Origin of the sequence: Pseudomonas sp. SWRI81 (genome assembly GCF_014268545.1) — a bacterium.
In the GTDB taxonomy this organism is placed as follows: domain Bacteria; phylum Pseudomonadota; class Gammaproteobacteria; order Pseudomonadales; family Pseudomonadaceae; genus Aquipseudomonas; species Aquipseudomonas hamedanensis.
Map to the genome: position 1 here is coordinate 133,615 of NZ_JABWQS010000007.1, position 15,116 is coordinate 148,730.

Annotated in this window: 19 protein-coding genes; 8 read left to right on the top strand and 11 right to left on the bottom strand. The window is 62.5% G+C overall.

Annotated elements, in window-relative coordinates; genetic code table 11:
• Nucleotides 1–7: 7 nt before the first annotated feature.
• The 8 genes from HU765_RS07100 to nrdR all read right to left on the bottom strand — a co-directional run bounded on the left by HU765_RS07100 (nt 8) and on the right by nrdR (nt 6,142).
• Complete coding sequence (locus HU765_RS07100; RefSeq protein WP_039761886.1) at nt 8–511, bottom strand: phosphatidylglycerophosphatase A; 504 nt, start codon at nt 509–511, stop codon at nt 8–10.
• Nucleotides 508–1,473, bottom strand: coding sequence for a thiamine-phosphate kinase (gene thiL, locus HU765_RS07105; RefSeq protein WP_186619530.1), 966 nt, complete (start codon nt 1,471–1,473; stop codon nt 508–510). Before thiL ends, HU765_RS07100 begins: the two co-directional genes overlap by 4 nt.
• A 27-nt stretch (nt 1,474–1,500) precedes the next feature.
• A complete protein-coding gene (gene nusB / locus HU765_RS07110; protein ID WP_186546750.1) occupies nt 1,501–2,001 on the bottom strand; it encodes a transcription antitermination factor NusB in 501 nt (166 codons plus the stop codon).
• Nucleotides 1,998–2,474, bottom strand: coding sequence for a 6,7-dimethyl-8-ribityllumazine synthase (gene ribE / locus HU765_RS07115; protein WP_003228649.1), 477 nt, complete (start codon nt 2,472–2,474; stop codon nt 1,998–2,000). The genes nusB and ribE overlap by 4 nt, the downstream gene beginning before the upstream one ends.
• 250 nt (nt 2,475–2,724) lie before the next feature.
• On the bottom strand, nt 2,725–3,816 hold the full coding sequence (ribBA, locus tag HU765_RS07120; protein ID WP_186619531.1) for a bifunctional 3,4-dihydroxy-2-butanone-4-phosphate synthase/GTP cyclohydrolase II: 1,092 nt from the start codon (nt 3,814–3,816) through the stop codon (nt 2,725–2,727).
• A 21-nt stretch (nt 3,817–3,837) separates the two neighbouring features.
• A complete protein-coding gene (locus HU765_RS07125; RefSeq protein ID WP_186619532.1) occupies nt 3,838–4,500 on the bottom strand; it encodes a riboflavin synthase in 663 nt (220 codons plus the stop codon).
• A gap of 47 nt (nt 4,501–4,547) precedes the next feature.
• On the bottom strand, nt 4,548–5,681 hold the full coding sequence (gene ribD / locus HU765_RS07130) for a bifunctional diaminohydroxyphosphoribosylaminopyrimidine deaminase/5-amino-6-(5-phosphoribosylamino)uracil reductase RibD (protein WP_186619533.1): 1,134 nt from the start codon (nt 5,679–5,681) through the stop codon (nt 4,548–4,550).
• A complete protein-coding gene (gene nrdR / locus HU765_RS07135) occupies nt 5,678–6,142 on the bottom strand; it encodes a transcriptional regulator NrdR (RefSeq protein ID WP_007910946.1) in 465 nt (154 codons plus the stop codon). The genes ribD and nrdR overlap by 4 nt, the downstream gene beginning before the upstream one ends.
• Before the next feature lie 128 nt (nt 6,143–6,270).
• On the opposite strand from nrdR, the gene HU765_RS07140 reads away from it, so the two are divergent.
• The 3 genes from HU765_RS07140 (at nt 6,271) to trxA (ending at nt 8,420) form a co-directional block, all read left to right on the top strand.
• The gene (locus HU765_RS07140; RefSeq protein ID WP_186546746.1) at nt 6,271–6,735 is read left to right on the top strand and encodes a YbaY family lipoprotein; all 465 of its coding nucleotides are present in this window, start codon (nt 6,271–6,273) and stop codon (nt 6,733–6,735) included.
• Nucleotides 6,732–7,385, top strand: coding sequence for a 50S ribosomal protein L11 methyltransferase (locus tag HU765_RS07145; protein ID WP_186619534.1), 654 nt, complete (start codon nt 6,732–6,734; stop codon nt 7,383–7,385). The genes HU765_RS07140 and HU765_RS07145 overlap by 4 nt, the downstream gene beginning before the upstream one ends.
• Nucleotides 7,386–7,547: 162 nt before the next feature.
• On the top strand, nt 7,548–8,420 hold the full coding sequence (gene trxA / locus HU765_RS07150) for a thioredoxin (protein WP_186619535.1): 873 nt from the start codon (nt 7,548–7,550) through the stop codon (nt 8,418–8,420).
• Nucleotides 8,421–8,424: 4 nt separating this feature from the next.
• Here the strand turns inward: trxA and HU765_RS07155 are convergent, their stop codons facing one another.
• A complete protein-coding gene (locus HU765_RS07155) occupies nt 8,425–8,784 on the bottom strand; it encodes a hypothetical protein (RefSeq protein ID WP_186619536.1) in 360 nt (119 codons plus the stop codon).
• A 129-nt stretch (nt 8,785–8,913) separates the two neighbouring features.
• Between HU765_RS07155 and HU765_RS07160 the strand changes: the two genes are divergently transcribed.
• The 5 genes from HU765_RS07160 (at nt 8,914) to HU765_RS07180 (ending at nt 13,081) form a co-directional block, all read left to right on the top strand.
• Nucleotides 8,914–9,513 (top strand): DUF2796 domain-containing protein, encoded by a 600-nt coding sequence (locus tag HU765_RS07160; RefSeq protein WP_186619537.1) that lies wholly within the window; start codon nt 8,914–8,916, stop codon nt 9,511–9,513.
• 139 nt (nt 9,514–9,652) lie between these two features.
• Nucleotides 9,653–10,363, top strand: coding sequence for an ABC transporter ATP-binding protein (locus HU765_RS07165; RefSeq protein ID WP_186546741.1), 711 nt, complete (start codon nt 9,653–9,655; stop codon nt 10,361–10,363).
• A 1-nt stretch (nt 10,364) separates the two neighbouring features.
• A complete protein-coding gene (locus HU765_RS07170; protein ID WP_186546740.1) occupies nt 10,365–11,630 on the top strand; it encodes an ABC transporter permease in 1,266 nt (421 codons plus the stop codon).
• Between the two features lie 11 nt (nt 11,631–11,641).
• Complete coding sequence (locus HU765_RS07175) at nt 11,642–12,160, top strand: DUF3299 domain-containing protein (protein WP_186546739.1); 519 nt, start codon at nt 11,642–11,644, stop codon at nt 12,158–12,160.
• A gap of 222 nt (nt 12,161–12,382) precedes the next feature.
• Nucleotides 12,383–13,081, top strand: a complete 699-nt coding sequence (locus HU765_RS07180; RefSeq protein WP_186546738.1) for an OmpW family outer membrane protein — start codon at nt 12,383–12,385, stop codon at nt 13,079–13,081.
• Between the two features lie 192 nt (nt 13,082–13,273).
• Here HU765_RS07180 and HU765_RS07185 read toward each other — a convergent pair whose 3' ends face one another.
• Together HU765_RS07185 and HU765_RS07190 are read right to left on the bottom strand one after the other, a co-directional pair.
• Nucleotides 13,274–14,206 carry an NAD-dependent epimerase/dehydratase family protein gene (locus tag HU765_RS07185; protein ID WP_186619538.1) on the bottom strand — a complete coding sequence of 311 codons (933 nt, stop codon included), beginning with the start codon at nt 14,204–14,206 and terminating at the stop codon, nt 13,274–13,276.
• Nucleotides 14,199–15,083, bottom strand: a complete 885-nt coding sequence (locus HU765_RS07190; RefSeq protein ID WP_186546736.1) for a sugar nucleotide-binding protein — start codon at nt 15,081–15,083, stop codon at nt 14,199–14,201. Before HU765_RS07190 ends, HU765_RS07185 begins: the two co-directional genes overlap by 8 nt.
• Nucleotides 15,084–15,116: the final 33 nt, after the last annotated feature.

A 15,116-nucleotide genomic window follows, 5' to 3' on the forward strand; every position in this document is an offset into this window, starting at 1 on the left:
ATTCGGATCAGGCGAACACCCACACCAGCCCCTGCATTGCCAGCCAGGCGAACACACCGGCCAGCACGTCGTCGAGCATGATCCCGACGCCACCGTGCACATGCTTGTCGATCCAGCGAATCGGCCAGGGCTTGAGAATGTCGAAGAAGCGGAACACCAGAAAACCCGCAAGCAACCAATACCAGCCTTCCGGCACCAGCCACAGGGTGATCCACATGCCGACCATTTCGTCCCAGACGATGCCCTCGTGATCGTGCACGCGCAGGTCGTCGGCGACCTTGCCGCACAGCCAGAAGCCGAACAGCATGGTGATCCCGAGCATCAGCCAGTAGCCCCAATCGGGCAGCATCTGCCACAACGGAATGAACGGCAGGGCCACCAACGAGCCCCAGGTGCCCGGCGCCTTGGGCAGCGTGCCCGAGCCGAAGCCGAACGCAAGGAAATGCCAGGGATTGCGCCAGACCGACGGCGGCACGAATTCGGCCGGAACCTGTTTCGGGTGATCTGTCACGGTGTCTCCTGAAAATGTTGGTAGCCGCGAATGTGCGGGGTGATGTCGTGCCCTTCGCGGTCGTGCAGCACCACGCCCTCGCCCGGCACCACGCGACCGATCTCATGGATCGGCCAGCCGTCGGCCAGCAGCGCCGGTAACTCGGCGGACGGCAACGTGAACGCCAGGACGTAATCATCGCCACCGCTCAGCGCCGCACGCTCGGCGCCGCGCTGACCGAGAAACGCGACTAAAGCATCCGACAACGGTACGCGCTCGCGTTCAATCTCAAGCCGAACCTTCGACGCGAGGGCGATATGGCCGCAGTCGGCGAGCAGGCCATCGGAGATGTCCAGCGCCGACGTGGCCTTGCCTCGCAGGGCCTGACCGAGGGCGAGTTGCGGTTGTGGCGACCAATAATGATCGAGCAACGGCCCGGCAATTTGCGGTGCGGCGTCCCGTTGCCCGAGGACCAGCGGCAAGGCGCCGGCCGCATTGCCCAGTTCGCCGCCGACACAGAGCAGATCGCCCGGCTGTGCGCCGCTGCGGGTCAAGGCCTGGCCCGCGGGTACGCGACCGAACACAGTGACCGTCAGGCTCAGCGGCCCACGCGTGGTGTCGCCGCCGACCAGTGCCACGCCGCAGGTTTGCGCCATGCGGTTCAAGCCACGGGCATAGGCTTGCAGCCAATCGGCGGTCACCGTCGGCACAGTCAAAGCAAGGGTAAAGGCTACGGGCGTGGCGCCCATGGCGGCCAGATCACTGACCGCGACGGCCAGCGAGCGCTGACCGAGCAGAAACGGATCGCAGGGGTCGGCAAAGTGCACGCCGGCCACCAGCGTATCGGTGGAAACAGCTAACTGCTCCCCAGCGGGAACCGCCAGCAAGGCGCAGTCGTCGCCAATCCCCAGAGCAACGCCTTCGCCGCCCTGCGCACAAGGCGCGGCGGCGAAGAAATTGCGGATCAGCTCAAACTCGCCCATGGCTGAGAAAAAGTGCTCAAGCGCCGATCAGCGCTTGAACGCCTTCACTTCAGCTTCACGCAGGCGCGGGGCCAGCTTGTCGAGCACGCCGTTGACGAACTTGTGGCCGTCGGTCGAACCGAAGACTTTCGCCAGCTCGATACCTTCGTTGATCACCACGCGGTACGGCACGTCGACGCGCTTGAGCAGTTCCCAGGTCGACAGGCGCAGAACCGCCAGTTCAACCGGGTCCAGCTCTTCGATCGTCAGATCCAGGCAAGGCGTCAGGGCGGTGTCGATTTCGGTCTTGAACTGCGGAACCCCGTGGAGGATCTCGCGGAAGTAGGCGCCGTCGACATCGGTGAAATCGTTATCAACGCGAAACTGCGCTTCGATCTCGTTCAGCGATTGCCGGGCCATGTGCCACTGGTACAGCGCTTGAGTGGCGAGCTGACGGGCTTCGCGACGCTTGACGCTTTTCGAGGGCTTGCCGGCATCCGCAGGTTTCGGATCGCGCGGGTTGAAACGATCGCTTTCGTCGCTAATCACTTGGCCTCCAACTGCGCCAGCAGGCTGACCATTTCCAGAGCGGACAGGGCAGCTTCGGCACCTTTGTTACCGGCCTTGGTGCCGGAACGTTCGATGGCTTGCTCGATGGAATCAACGGTCAGGACGCCGAACGCGACCGGTACGCCGAATTCCATGGACACCTGGGCCAGGCCCTTGGTGCACTCGCCTGCGACGTATTCGAAGTGCGGAGTACCGCCACGAATGACCGCGCCGAGGGCGATGATCGCGGCGAACTCGCCTTTCTGGGCGACTTTCTGCGCAACCAGCGGGATTTCGAAGGCGCCCGGTGCGCGGATGATGGTGATGTCGCTTTCGCTCACGCCGTGGCGAACCAGGGCATCCACGGCACCGCTGACCAGGCTTTCAACCACGAAGCTGTTGAAGCGGCCCACTACCAGAGCGTAGCGGCCTTTGGGGGCGATGAAGGTACCTTCGATGGTCTTCAGGGTCATTCGTCAGTTCTCTTAAAGAGCCGGGACGCGTTTCGTACGCATCCCTCGATAATATTAGCCACGATTTCATGGCCGGAAACACCGCATTGCCGCTTGATGATAAACCTGTGGCGAGGGGATTTAGCGAAACGTCGCACCGCCCCGTTGGGCTGCGTAGCGGCCCCTGTTTTTTGGGACTGCTACGCAGTCCAACGGGGATAAATCCCCTCGCCACAATCGGTGTACACCAGCAATACGAATCTCCGGGTCATTATTCGGAGGGCACGTATTCTACAACTTCCAGATCGAAACCGGATATCGCATTAAATTTCATTGGTGCGCTCATCAAACGCATTTTGCGTACGCCGAGGTCACGCAGGATCTGCGAACCGGCACCAACGATGCTGTAGGTGGTCGGTTTTTTCGTCGGTGCCTGATCAGCGGTTTCACGAATATGCGCCAGCAGCACGTCGCCATCGAGCGGGTGGCCGAGCAACAGCACCACACCGCTGCCGGCATCGGCCACGGCGGCCATGGCGGCGCGCAGGCTCCAGCGGCCCGGCTGCTTGACCATCAGCAGATCGCGCAACGGGTCCATGTTGTGCACGCGGACCAGGGTCGGTTCTTCGGCGCACACGGTGCCCAGGGTCAGCGCCATGTGCACGTCGCCTTCCACCGAATCACGATAGGTCACCAGGTTGAATTGGCCCAGTTCGCTGTCGAGTGGCTGCTCGGCAATCCGCTGAACGGTACGTTCGTGGATCATCCGGTAGTGAATCAGGTCGGCGATGGTGCCGATCTTGATGTTGTGTTCGGCGGCGAACGCTTCCAGCTCGGCGCGACGGGACATGGTGCCGTCGTCGTTCATCACTTCGCAGATCACCCCGCTCGGCTCGAAACCGGCCATGCGCGCCAGGTCGCAAGCGGCTTCGGTGTGACCGGCGCGAGCGAGGGTGCCGCCGGCCTGGGCCATCAGCGGGAAGATGTGGCCGGGGCTAACGATGTCTTCAGCCTTGGCGTCCTTGGCGGCAGCCGCCTGCACGGTGCGCGCGCGGTCGGCGGCGGAAATGCCGGTGGTCACGCCTTCGGCGGCTTCGATCGATACGGTGAACTTGGTGCCGAAACCGGAACCGTTGCGCGGCGCCATCAGCGGCAGCTTCAACAGCTCGCAGCGCTCGCGGCTCATCGGCATGCAGATCAGGCCACGGGCGTGCTTGGCCATAAAGTTGATGTGCTCAGCCTGGCAGCATTCGGCGGCCATGATCAGGTCGCCTTCATTCTCGCGGTCTTCGTCATCCATGAGGATGACCATCTTGCCTTGGCGGATGTCTTCAACCAGTTCTTCGATGCTATTGAGCGCCACAAGGCACCCCCTTCTTTTAAATTATTTGAGGTAGCCGTTTTGGGCCAGAAAACTTTCGGTGATCGTGCCGCCGGCGGTTTTCTCGGCGGCTTTGTCACCCAGCAGCAGACGCTCCAGATAACGCGCCAGCAAATCGACTTCCAGGTTCACCCGGCGCCCTGGCTTGTACGAAGCCATGATGGTTTCGCTGAGGGTGTGCGGAATGATCGTCAGCATGAATTCGGCGCCATCGACTTCGTTTACGGTCAGGCTGGTGCCGTCGACGGTGATCGAGCCTTTATGAGCGATGTACTTGGCCAGTTCTTTGGGCGCGCGGATGCGAAATTCCACGGCGCGGGCATTGTCGCTGCGCGAGACCACTTCGCCGACGCCGTCGACGTGACCGCTGACCAGATGCCCGCCCAGACGCGTGGTCGGGGTCAGGGCTTTTTCCAGATTGACCGGACTGCCGCTTTTCAGGTCATTCATGGCGGTGCAGTCCAGGGTTTCGCGGCTGACGTCGGCGGCAAAACCGTCGCCCGGCAACTCGACCGCAGTCAGGCAAACGCCGTTGACCGCAATGCTGTCGCCCAGTTTGACGTCGCTCAGGTCGAGCTTGCCGGTGTCGACATACACCCGCACATCACCGCCCTTTGGGGTCAGTGCGCGGATACTGCCGATGGATTCGATGATGCCGGTGAACATGGGGTTCTCCTTGAGAACTGGGCCAGCGCTTACGCAATGGCCGGGAATTATACGCGGGCCGAGGAGGCAGGGATGGCAGTGACTCGCCAGTCATCGCCCACCGCACGGATTTCAGTGATTTTCAGCTCTGGGGCGTCCTTCATATGGGCCAGCGGCCAGTCCAGCAACGGCCGCGCCGTGGAACCGAGAAACTTGCCGGCAATGAAAATCACGAACTCATCGACCAGGCCGAGCTGGGCAAAGGCACCGGCCAGGCGCGGGCCGGCCTCGACAAGCACGTCGTTGACGCCGCGACTGGCCAGTTCGATCAGCAATTGATGCAGATCGACCTGGCCGTCTTCACCCGGCACGATCAGGCATTCCGGGCCGTTGGCGTACTGTTCTTCGACGGCGACGCAGGTAGCAACCAGCGCCGGGCCAGCCTTGAAGAACGGCGCATCCAGCGGCACCCGCAGGCGACCGTCAATCAACACGCGCAACGGCGGGCGGCTCATGGCCAGAGCGGTTTGCCCGGCATCCAGGCCCAACTCGTCAGCGCGCACGGTCAATCGTGCGCCATCGGCCAGCACCGTATCGGCGCCGGTCAGCACCACGGCAGCCTCAGCGCGCAAACGCTGCACAGCGGAACGCGCGGCCGGGCCGGTGATCCATTGACTCTCGCCGTTTTCCATTGCGGTACGGCCGTCGAGGCTCATCGCCAACTTGACCCGCACGAACGGCAAGCCGTGTTCCATGCGTTCCAGGAAACCTTGATTGAGCTTGCGTGCCTCGCCTTCCAGCACACCACTTGCGGTGGCGATGCCGGCCTCGGCCAGGCGCTGCAAACCGCGTCCGGCAACTTGCGGGTTCGGATCGCGCATTGCCGCGACCACCCGTCCCACGCCAGCGTTGACCAGTGCATCGGCGCACGGCGGCGTCCGACCGTGATGGCTGCACGGTTCGAGGGTCACGTAAGCGGTGGCGCCCCGAGCCAGCTCCCCGGCGGCGCGCAAGGCGTGGACTTCGGCATGGGGTTCGCCGGCGCGCTCATGCCAGCCTTCGCCGACAATCTGCCCGTCACGCACCACCACACAGCCGACCCGTGGATTGGGATGAGTGGTGTAGTGGCCCTTGCGCGCCAGTTCAAGCGCGCGGGCCATGAAGTGGGCGTCGAAGATGGCTTGCTCGGCGGCAGTGGTCATTCTTTCACCGGCTCGCGAGCGAGGCGGTCGATCTCTTCGCGGAACTCATTGAGGTCCTGGAAGCGCTTGTACACCGAAGCAAAACGGATGTAGGCGACTTCATCAAGCTTTTGCAATTCAGCCATGACCAGCTCGCCGACCACGAGGGATTTGACCTCGCGTTCGCCGGTGGCGCGCAGCTTGTGCTTGATGTGGACCAGAGAGGATTCGAGGCGCTCGACGCTCACCGGACGTTTCTCCAGGGCGCGCTGCATGCCGGCACGGAGTTTTTCTTCGTCGAACGGTTGGCGGCTGCCGTCGGTTTTGATCAGGCGCGGCAACACCAGTTCGGCCGTCTCGAACGTCGTGAATCGTTCGCCGCAGGCCAGGCATTCACGCCGGCGGCGCACCTGTTCGCCCTCGGCGACCAGACGCGAGTCGATGACCTTGGTGTCGTTGGCACCGCAGAAGGGACAGTGCATGGTGGCTGGCAACAAAAAATGGGAGGGCCATGGTAGCGCATCCCGGTGGCAAGACAAGCCATAGGCTTTGCGGTATACAGAACGGCATGATCGTCTGATCCATGGATTTCATTTTGCCGGAGCTTCCAATGCCGTTACGTCCGCTCGTTTTGCTCAGTCTTTTCAGCCTGCTGGTGGCCTGTGGCAGCGATGCGCCCAAGCCGCAACCGCCGACGCCCGGTCCGGCCCCACAGCAGGCCCAGAAAAAAGCCAAAGAGGCCGCCGAACTCGGCCCGCTGCCGGCGCATCAGCGTGAACTGAGCGGCACCCTGCAGGGCGTGCCGGCCGGCGCCGAAGTCGAACTGGCGCTGCTGGTGATCGATGACAAGGACCGCCCGCAACAATTGCTCGCCAGTTCCAGCCTGATCGGCAACAACCAGATCCTGCCCTTCCGCCTGCGCTTCAACCCGCAGGCCTTCCCGGCCGGCGCGCGGGTTGAACTGCGCGGTCGCGCCAGTCAGTCCGGCCAATTGATCCTCCATCTGCCGTCGCAGACCATCACCCAGCCAACCACTCAAGCGCTGGGCCAGTTGCAATTTGTCAAAGCGCCATGAAGGCACCGCTCGACCTGCAACAGGCGCTGGGTGAATTGCTCGGCGACGCCAGACTGAAAGCCTGTGCGTTGCCAGGCAGTGACTTGCAGTTATGGCTGATCGACGGCGACAACATGGCCCGCGAGTTCAGCCAGGAAAAAACCCGGCGCATCCTGCATGAGCCGCCCTACTGGAGCTTTTGCTGGGCCAGCGGTCTGGCGGTGGCGCGTTATCTGGCCGAGTTTCCCGAATGGGTGCGCGGCAAACGCGTGCTGGATTTCGGCGCCGGTTCCGGGATCGCCGGCATCGCGGCGGTGAAAGCCGGAGCGCTGGAAGTGGTGGCCTGCGATCTGGATCCGCTGGCGATCGCGGCGTGCCGGGCAAATGCCGAACTCAATGATGTGCAGATGGGCTATTCGACGGATTTCTTTGCCGAGACCGATCGCTTCGATCTGATTCTGGTCGCCGACGTGTTGTATGACCGGGCGAATCTGCCGCTGCTCGACGCGTTTCTCAGTCGCGGCCGCGAGGCGCTGGTGGCGGATTCGCGGGTGAGGGATTTCCGCCATCCGTTGTATGAGCGGATTGAAATGCTTGAGGCGATGACCTTGCCGGATCTGGCGGAGCCGGAAGAATTTCGGCATGTCAGCCTGTACCACGCGCGGCGTTAGTTAAGAGCTTCGCGAGCAAGCCCGCTCCCACAGGGGAACGCATTCCAAATGTGGGAGCGGGCTTGCTCGCGAAGGCGTCCTGCCAGACAACACATCTCTGCCTTCCGGCCACCCCCCACCAACCCGTATAGTTGCCCCATCCACGCTTTGACGAGATCCCCCATGAGTGAGCAAACGCCGTACATCTTCGACGCCACGACTGCCGATTTCGACCAGTCGGTGATCGAAGCCTCCTTCAACAAACCGGTGCTGGTGGATTTCTGGGCCGAATGGTGTGCGCCGTGCAAGGCGCTGATGCCGATGCTGCAAGGCATTGCCGAGAGCTATCAGGGCGAGCTGCTGCTGGCCAAGGTCAATTGCGACATCGAGCAGGACATCGTGGCCCGCTTCGGCATCCGCAGCCTGCCGACCGTGGTGCTGTTCAAGGACGGTCAACCGGTCGACGGCTTTGCCGGTGCGCAGCCGGAATCTGCCGTGCGCGCCTTGCTTGAGCCGCATGTGCAGATGCCGCCACCGGCCGCCGCCGATCCGTTCGAACAGGCGCAGGCATTGTTTGACGAGGGTCGTTTCGCCGACGCCGAAGCCGCGCTGGTCGCCATGCTCAATGAAGACAACAGCAACGCCAAGGCGCTGATCCTCTACGCGCGCTGCCTGACCGAGCGCGGTGAGCTGGGCGAAGCGCAAACCGTGCTCGACGCGGTCAAGAGCGACGAACACAAAGCTGCGCTGGCCGGGGCCAAGGCGCAGATCCAGTTCCTCGGTCTGGCCCGCGACCTGCCGGACGCCGCCGATCTGAAAAGCCGCCTGGCGCAGAATCCGCAGGACGATGAAGCGGTGTATCAACTGGCGATCCAGCAACTGGCGCGCCAGCAATACGAAGCAGCGCTGGACGCCCTGCTTAAACTGTTCATCCGCAATCGCAGCTATGGCGAAGGCTTGCCGCACAAGACCTTGCTGCAGGTGTTCGAACTGCTGGGCAATGATCACCCGCTGGTAACCGCTTACCGCCGCAAAATGTTCGCGGCGTTGTACTAAGCGCTCACTCGATCCAGCTGTAGAGCGGCGTATCCCCGCCGCTCACTACTTTCACATCAGCGCTGTGGCGCAAACGCACCAGCAAACGCTTGCCCGCCGCCGCGCTGCCCGTCAGCGCTTCCAACTGATCGAGCAGATCCGGCCCAGTGAGTTGCCCAGCCTTGCGCAACAAGTCTTTCGCCACCTGCCACAACGCATCGTCCTGATTCTGCGGCTTCGCCGCCGGAACTGGCGCGACCGCTCCAGACTGCGCAATCGGCGCCTGCCCGCTGAGCGCCGAACCGAGCCTGGCCCAATCGCTGTCATCGAGGTCTACCGTCAAATCCACCGGCACCTCGCCGACCGTTCCGCGTATCCGCAACATCGAGTTCGCTCCTGCACTTTTCTGACCTGCATGGTCCCACGGGACTTGTGCAACGCCAAGCGCACGGGCACACTCTGCGCACTTTCGTTATAAGATTACATAACAAACTTTTCATTTTCGGAGTTCGCCATGCGTCGTCTGCTGCTTGCTTTGCCGTTTGCCCTGTTGCCGCTGGCCATCGCCCATGCGGCTGATGAGCACGATCATGATCACGACCATGAGCACGGTAGCCTTGGCGCCCATGAACATGGCGTGGGTCGCCTGAATGCCGCGCTCGACGGTCAGACCCTGGAGCTGGAACTGGAAAGCCCGGCGATGAACCTGGTGGGTTTTGAACACGCCGCCACATCCGACGCGGACAAGGCAAAAGTTGCTGCTGCCCGCGCGCAGCTTGAGAAACCGCTGGCCTTGTTCAGCCTGCCGGCCGCGGCCGGTTGCAAAGTGGTCGGCCAGGAACTGGAAAGCCCGCTGTTCGGCGACAAGCCGGAGGCCGACGATCACGACGAAGACGAAGCGGACAAAGACGGGCATGAGCATCATGACGACCACAGCGAAATCCATGCGCACTATCAGTTCAGTTGCGCCACCCCGGGCGCGTTGAAAACCCTGGATCTGGCGAACCTGTTCAAGACCTTCCCGGCGACGCAGAAAATTCAGGTACAACTGATCAGCGCCAGCGGCCAGCAAGGCACGGAAGTGACGGCGAGGGCTGCTGCCCTTAAATTCTGAATATTGTAGAGATCCCCTGTAGGAGTGAGCCTGCTCGCGATGAGGCCAGCACATTCAGCAACTATGCTGACTGATCCACCGCCATCGCGAGCAGGCTCACTCCTACACAAGGGCCACGCAACTACCCGATCGGTTTCAAATGACCCAAGCACTCATCGAACTGTCCGACCTGGGCTTCAACTGGCCCGGTCATCCGCCGTTGCTGGACATCCCGGCGTTTCGCCTGGAAGCCGGCGAAACCCTGTTTCTCAAAGGCCCCAGCGGCAGTGGCAAGACTACCCTGCTCGGCCTGCTTGGCGGGGTGCAGAAACCCGGTCGCGGCAGCATTCGTCTGCTCGGCCAGGAACTGACCGAACTCTCTGCCGGCAAGCGCGACACCTTTCGTGTTGATCACACCGGCTACATTTTTCAGCAATTCAACCTGCTGCCGTTTCTCTCGGTGCGCGAAAACGTTGAGCTGCCGTGTCATTTTTCCAGGCTGCGTGCGCAACGGGCGAAACAGCGCCACGGCAGCATCGATCAGGCCGCCGCGACCCTGCTCGCCCACCTCGGCCTGAAAGATCAAAGCCTGCTCGGCCGTCGTGCCGATTCGTTGTCCATCGGCCAGCAGCAACGGGTGGCGGCAGCGCGCGCGTTGATCGGCCAGCCGGAACTGGTGATCGCCGACGAGCCTACCTCGGCGCTGGATTACGATGCCCGGGAGAATTTCCTCCGGCTGCTGTTTGCCGAATGCCGCGAGGCCGGATCGAGTCTGCTGTTCGTCAGCCACGACCAGAGTCTGGCGCCGCTGTTCGACCGTCACCTGTCCCTGGCCGAACTCAATCGCGCCGCCACGTCCGCCGAGGTCTGAGATGTATCTGTTTCGTCTGGCCATGGCCAGCCTGGCCAACCGCCGCTTTACCGCGTTGCTCACTGCTTTCGCCATCGCCCTGTCGGTGTGCCTTTTGCTTGCCGTCGAGCGCGTGCGCACCGAAGCCAAAGCCAGTTTCGCCAGCACCATCAGCGGCACCGACCTGATCGTCGGCGCCCGTTCCGGCTCGGTGAATCTGCTGTTGTATTCGGTGTTCCGCATCGGCAACGCCACCAACAACATCCGCTGGGACAGCTTCGAACATTTCGCCAGCAACCCGAAAGTGAAATGGGCCATTCCGATGTCCCTCGGCGACTCCCATCGCGGCTACCGCGTGATGGGCACCACGCAAGCCTATTTCGAGCATTACCAGTACGGCCGCCAGCAACATCTGGCCTTGGCCGACGGGCGGGCGTTTGCCACCGATCCGTTCGAAGTGGTGCTGGGTGCCGAAGTCGCCGAAGCGCTGCACTACAAACTCGGCGACCAACTGGTGCTGGCCCACGGTGTGGCGGCGATCAGTCTGGTCAAGCACGACGACAAACCGTTCACCGTGGTCGGCATTCTCCAGCGTACCGGTACGCCGGTAGACCGCACGCTGCACATCAGTCTCGGTGGCATGGAGGCGATTCATGTCGACTGGCACAACGGCGTGCCGGCGCGCGGCAACGGCCGGATCAGTGCCGATCAGGCGCGCAACATGGACCTGACGCCGCAGGCGATCACCGCGTTCATGCTCGGCCTCAACAGCAAGATTTCCACGTTTGCGCTGCAGCGCGAGATCAATGAATACCGCGGCGAGCCGATGCTGGCGATTCTGCCGGGCGTGGCCCTGCAAGAACTGTGGAGCCTGATGAGCACGGCGGAGAAAGCCTTGTTTGTGGTCTCGCTGTTCGTCGTGCTGACCGGATTGATCGGCATGCTCACAGCGATTCTCACCAGCCTCAACGAGCGTCGCCGCGAGATGGCGATTCTGCGGTCGGTGGGCGCGCGACCGTGGCACATTGCAAGTCTGCTGGTGCTGGAAGCGTTTGCACTGGCGCTGACCGGTGTGATTGCCGGGCTGGCGCTGCTGTACATCGGCATCGCCGCTGCGCAGGGCTATGTGCAGGCCAATTACGGTTTGTATCTGCCGCTGGCGTGGCCAAGCGAGTATGAATGGACGCTGCTCGGTGGCATTCTGGCAGCCGCGCTGCTGATGGGCAGCGTGCCGGCCTGGCGCGCGTATCGCCAATCCCTGGCCGATGGCCTGTCGATCCGTTTATGAGGATGTTCACCATGCCCCGCGCCCTGCTTGCGCTGCTGATGCTGGTCGCCCTGCCCGTGTGGGCAGCGGCACCGAAAGACCTGACCTGGTCGGAGATGATCCCGCCGGACGCTGCGCCGGAAGTGCCCAACATGACGCCGCTGCACGACTTGTCGAAAATGGGCGACGCGCTGTCTGCCGAAGCCGCGCCGGCAGCGAAACAGGACATGCCGAACGCGCCGGTGGTGCAGAGCCTCGACGGCCAGAATATTCGCCTGCCCGGCTACATCGTGCCGCTGGAAGTCAGCGAAGAGGGGCGCACCACGGACTTTTTGCTGGTGCCGTATTTCGGCGCCTGCATCCATGTGCCGCCCCCGCCGTCGAACCAGATCGTGCATGTGAAAAGTGAACTCGGTGTGAAGCTCGATGAGCTGTATCAGCCGTACTGGGTTGAAGGGCCATTGCAGGTGAAAGCGTCGAGCAGTGAGCTGGCCGATGCCGGGTATCAGATGGAGGCGGACAAGATTTATGCGTATGAGCTGCCGGAGTGAACCTGGCAGTTTTGTGTTGATTGAGCCATAGCCTTCGCGAGCAAGCCCGCTCCCACATTTGGGATGCATTCCCCTGTAGGAAGTGAGCCTGCTCGCGATGGGGTCCTTGAAGATCGCGCAAAAGTCATCTGCTTCACTGTTTCATTGAGCTGAGTCAAAACACCGTATCAGACGGCTTCGTACCCTAGGACATCGAATCTTTTCAAGTCCTTCGGAGCCCCCATGAACAAGTCCTTGCTCAGCGCCTCGCTGCTTGCCCTCGCGCTCGCGGCCCCGCTCGCCCACGCCCACGAGGCCGGTGACATTCTCATTCGCGCCGGTGCGATCACCGTCAACCCGAAGGCCGACAGCTCCAGCGTCAAGGTCGATCAGGGTCCGTTGCGCGGCGCCGATCTGGGCGGCAAGGCGACGATGAGCAGCGACACCCAGCTGGGTCTTAACTTCGCCTACATGCTGACCAGCCATGTCGGCATCGAACTGCTCGCGGCCACGCCGTTCGAGCATGACGTCAAGCTCAAGGGCACTGCCCTGCCAGCGGCCAACGGCAAGCTCGGCACCCTGAAACACCTGCCGCCAACCCTTAGTGTCGTTTACTACCCGCTGGATTCGAAGTCGGCCTTCCAGCCGTATGTCGGCGGCGGCATCAACTACACCTGGATCTACGACGAGCACGTCGGCAGCGAAGCGAGCGCCAACGGCTTCAGTAACTTCAAGGCGAAAAACTCCTGGGGCCTGGCGTGGCAGGTCGGCGCCGACTACATGCTCACCGACAACATCATGCTCAACGCCCAGGTGCGCTACATCGACATCGATACCCGCGCGACCGTCGAAAACAATGCCGTTGCCCCGGGCACCCGTGCGCGGGTCAATGTGGATGTCGATCCGTTCATCTACATGGTTGGTTTGGGCTATAAGTTCTAAGTCGATTTACCGAACGTTCACGTGGTGGTGAATGAGGCTTGGTGGCGGGCAGGCACAGAACTGACGACGACTGCTTTGCAGTCGATCGGGGATAAATCCCCTCGCCACAGGGATAGCGATATTCCGGCCGTGAAAAAGGCGCCTGTTGAAGGGCGCCTTTTTCATTTGTGCTCTTTGGCGCGAGCGCCTTTTTCAGGCTCGGCCCAACAACCGCGCCAACCCCACACTCATCGGCGTCTGCGGCGGCATTTCAAAGCGCTCCAGCAACCGTCGGTTGTCAGCCCGCGAATGGCGAATATCGCCCGAGCGCGCCGGCCCGTAACTCACGGGGGGCAACTCGCCAACCACCGATTCCAGCGCTCCCAGCATCTGCTTCAGACTCATCGCCTGATTCCAGCCGACATTCACCGCGCCTTCCTGTACTTCAGGCTTTTCAATCGCCTGCACCAGCAAATCGACCAGATCCCCGACATAGAGGAAATCGCGGGTCTGCTCGCCATCGCCAAACACAGTGATCGGCAGACCTTTCTGTGCGCGCTCGCTGAAAATGCTGATCACGCCCGAGTACGGCGAGGACGGATCCTGGCGTGGGCCGAAGATGTTGAAGAAACGGAAAATCGCCGGTTCCAGAACATGCTGGCGGCGATAGAAATCGAAGTAATGCTCACCGGCCAGTTTGTCCGAAGCATAGGGCGTCAGCGGTGCTTTCGGTGTGTCTTCGTCAATCGACTCGCCCTCGCCGTTGTTGCCGTACACCGCCGCGCTGGAGGCATAGACCACACGTTTGACCCCGGCCAGGCGCATGGCTTCGCAGACATTCAGCGTGCCGATGAAGTTGCTCTGGTGCGTTCTCACCGGATCGTCCACCGAAGCCTGCACCGAAGCCACGGCCGCCAGATGAGCGACAGCAACGCAACCTTGCATCGCCTGCGCGACCAGCGCGGCATCGGCGACATCGCCGACCCGCAGTTCAACCTTCGGATGGTCCAGCGGCAGGTTGCTGCGCTTGCCGGTCGACAGATCGTCCAGCACGCGCACCGCATAGCCCTTGGCGAGCAACGCGTCGGTCAGGTGCGAGCCGATGAAACCGGCTCCGCCGGTGATTAAAACAGTCCCTTCAGCCATGACGATAAAACCTGTCCAGTAAGGCCGGGAGCGCGGCGCGCCAGGCGCGCGGCTTGATCCCGAACGTGTGCAGAATCTTCTTGCAGGCCAGCACGGCGTGTTGCGGCTCTTCGGCAGCGTCCGGACGGGCGGCGTGCGCCTGCGCGGTCGGTGCTTCGATGGCCAGCGCGTGCAGGCTGCGTGCTTCGGTGAGAATCGCCTGGCCCAGCGCCAGTGGCGTGGTCGCTTCGTGGCCGGCGTAGTGATAGGTGCCCCACAGCGGCGCGGCGCAATCGAGTTGCTTGAGCACGGAAATGATCACCCGCGCGGCGTCGTCGACCGGGGTCGGATTGCCGCGACGGTCGTCGGCCATCAACAACTCTTCCGGCTTTTCGGCTCGGGCGAGAAAACGCCCGAGGGTGCCATCCGGGCTGTCATCGAGCAGCCAGCCGAAACGCAGCAGGACATGTTGCGGGCAGGTCGCGCGCACACTTTGCTCGATCCGCCACAACGCCTGGCCGCGCAGACCCAGCGGCACGGGCTCGTCTTTTTCGCTGTAAGCGGTGGCGCGCGAGCCGTCGAACACCCGATAACTGGATGGCTGCACGAGAATGATGTTGTGGTGTTGGCACAATTCGGCCAGACGCTCGACCGCACGCTCCTGTCCGGCCATGCGGCTTTCACTGACGGTTTCGGCCTGGAACCAGTCGAAATAGTAGGCGAGGTTGATCAACGCATCGGGACGCGTGTCGTCGAGCAATTGGGTCAGGCTCGCGGCATCCCAGCCGTTTTCGGGCGGGCGGGGGGCGAGGAAACCGATGTCTTCCTCCGCACCGAGGCGAATCAGCGCCTGCCCAAGGGCATTTCCGCCGCCCAGTAACATAAGGCGCATTCGCATAGAGTCAGCAGGCCCAGTCTGATTGGAACGATG